This window comes from Streptomyces bobili, assembly GCF_002154575.1.
GTDB lineage: Bacteria > Actinomycetota > Actinomycetes > Streptomycetales > Streptomycetaceae > Streptomyces > Streptomyces bobili.
Genome location: NZ_MUBA01000781.1, coordinates 1 through 2,191, shown reverse-complemented (window position 1 = coordinate 2,191; position 2,191 = coordinate 1). Strand labels below are relative to the sequence as shown.

The 2,191-nt window shown below is 70.1% G+C and carries 2 protein-coding genes, 1 tRNA gene and 1 other RNA gene; 2 read left to right on the top strand and 2 right to left on the bottom strand.

Translation table 11 applies throughout. The features are described 5' to 3' along the window. Window positions 1-491 (bottom strand): hypothetical protein (locus tag BZL64_RS37580; protein WP_143663442.1); only part of this gene is annotated, 491 nt, incomplete at its 3' end. Window positions 492-584: 93 nt separating this feature from the next. Continuing rightward, window positions 585-672, bottom strand: a tRNA-Ser gene (locus tag BZL64_RS37575). Between the two features lie 72 nt (window positions 673-744). On the opposite strand from BZL64_RS37575, the gene ffs reads away from it, so the two are divergent. Then, window positions 745-843, top strand: an RNA gene (gene ffs / locus BZL64_RS37570) — signal recognition particle sRNA small type. Window positions 844-900: 57 nt separating this feature from the next. Beyond that, window positions 901-2,191: DNA polymerase III subunit gamma and tau (locus tag BZL64_RS37565; RefSeq protein ID WP_143663441.1), on the top strand; the 1,291-nt coding region annotated here is incomplete at its 3' end.

Genomic DNA, 2,191 nt, shown 5'->3' with positions numbered 1-2,191 from the left:
TCACCAAGGTCACCGGCGACGCCGTCGACGTCGTCGCCGGTGACCTTGGTGATCCGCTTCGCGCGCTTCGACGCGCGGTGGGCCAATGCGAGCGACTCCACCCACCCTTCGACAGTGGCGTGCAGGGCGGTCCACTGATGCGAGTGGATGCCGAACTCGTCGGCCGGCCCGATCATGAACGCGTACGGGACCGCACACCGCTGGTCCCCTGCCTCGAACGACCACCCGCCGGACGCCGACGCTTCCGGCGCGTCGGGATGGAAGTACTTGGGGCCGCCGTCGTACTGCGGTCCGGGTGGCAGGACCAGGCCGCCCCAGCGCTGCCGGAAGGCGATCATGCGGTCGATCACCGCCGCCGGTACGTCCCGCTCCAGCCACCACCGCCTGTGTTCCTCGACCGACGGGGTGTCGACCCTGATCCCATGCGAACTAACGAAGGACCGCGCCGTGTCAGTCAGCCCACAGGGAAGGTCGCGAGAGACGAGATTCACCCGGCGCACGCTACCCGGCGCCCACCGGCAGAAGACGACGAAGGGCCCCACCGCGAACGGTGGGGCCCTTCGACATCGTGCCCGGTGAGGCACTGGCGGAGGATACGAGATTCGAACTCGTGAGGGGTTGCCCCCAACACGCTTTCCAAGCGTGCGCCCTAGGCCACTAGGCGAATCCTCCGCGGCAAACAATACAAGACGTTGAGGAGTGCTCGCGAACTCGTTCCCCCTGGCCGCCATCGGGTACTGTGAGCGCAGCCCCTCACGCGGCGCTATCTGACTGAACTCCCCCAGGGCCGGAAGGCAGCAAGGGTAGGTCGGCTCTGGCGGGTGCGTGGGGGGCGCTTGCGTTCCCGGGGCGGACTCGGGGCGGGGCCGGTTGTCGGTGGGCGCCTATAACCTCGTATGCGTGTCGTCTCTCGCGCTGTACCGCCGCTATCGCCCGGAGTCGTTCGCCGAGGTCATCGGGCAGGAGCATGTCACCGACCCGTTGCAGCAGGCGCTGCGGAACAACCGGGTCAATCACGCGTACCTGTTCAGCGGGCCGCGCGGATGTGGCAAGACGACCAGCGCGCGCATCCTGGCCCGCTGCCTGAACTGCGAGAAGGGCCCCACGCCCACGCCGTGCGGCGAGTGCCGGTCGTGTCAGGACCTGGCGCGTACCGGGCCGGGTTCGATCGACGTCATCGAGATCGACGCCGCTTCGCACGGCGGTGTGGACGACGCCCGTGACCTGCGGGAAAAGGCCTTCTTCGGGCCCGCGGGCAGCCGTTACAAGATCTATATCATCGACGAGGCCCACATGGTCACGTCGGCCGGCTTCAACGCGCTGCTCAAGGTCGTCGAAGAGCCGCCGGAGCATCTCAAGTTCATCTTCGCCACCACCGAGCCCGAGAAGGTCATCGGCACCATCCGGTCCCGGACCCACCACTACCCCTTCCGGCTCGTGCCGCCGGGGACGCTGCGGGAGTACCTGGGTGAGGTGTGCCAGAAGGAGGACATCCCGGTCGAGGAGGGGGTTCTGCCGCTCGTCGTGCGCTCCGGCGCCGGCTCCGTGCGTGACTCCATGTCCGTCATGGACCAGCTCCTCGCGGGCGCGGGCGAGGCGGGTGTGACGTACGCCATGGCGACCTCCCTCCTCGGGTACACGGACGGCTCGCTGCTCGACTCCGTCGTCGAGTCGTTCGCCACCGGTGACGGCGCCGCCGCCTTCGAGGTCGTGGACCGGATCATCGAGGGGGGCAACGACCCGCGGCGGTTCGTCGCCGACCTGCTGGAGCGGCTGCGTGACCTCGTCATCCTCGCCGCCGTCCCGGACGCCGCGGAGAAGGGGCTCATCGACGCCCCCTCCGACGTCATCGAGCGGATGCAGGCCCAGGCGGGCGTCTTCGGCGCCGCCGAGCTGAGCCGGGCCGCCGACCTCGTCAACCAGGGCCTCACCGAGATGCGCGGCGCCCACTCGCCCCGCCTCCAGCTCGAGCTGATCTGCGCCCGCGTCCTGCTCCCGGCTGCCTACGGGGACGAGCGCTCCGTCATGGCCCGCCTCGACCGGATCGAGCGCGGCGTGAACTTCTCGGCGGGCGCGGCCCCCGCCGGAATGCCCGCCGTCGGATACGTCCCCGGACCGGAGGCCCACGGGCCGGCCGCCCAGGCCCCTGCCGTTGCCCCCGGTTCCCCTGTTGCCCCGGTTGCCCCCGTTC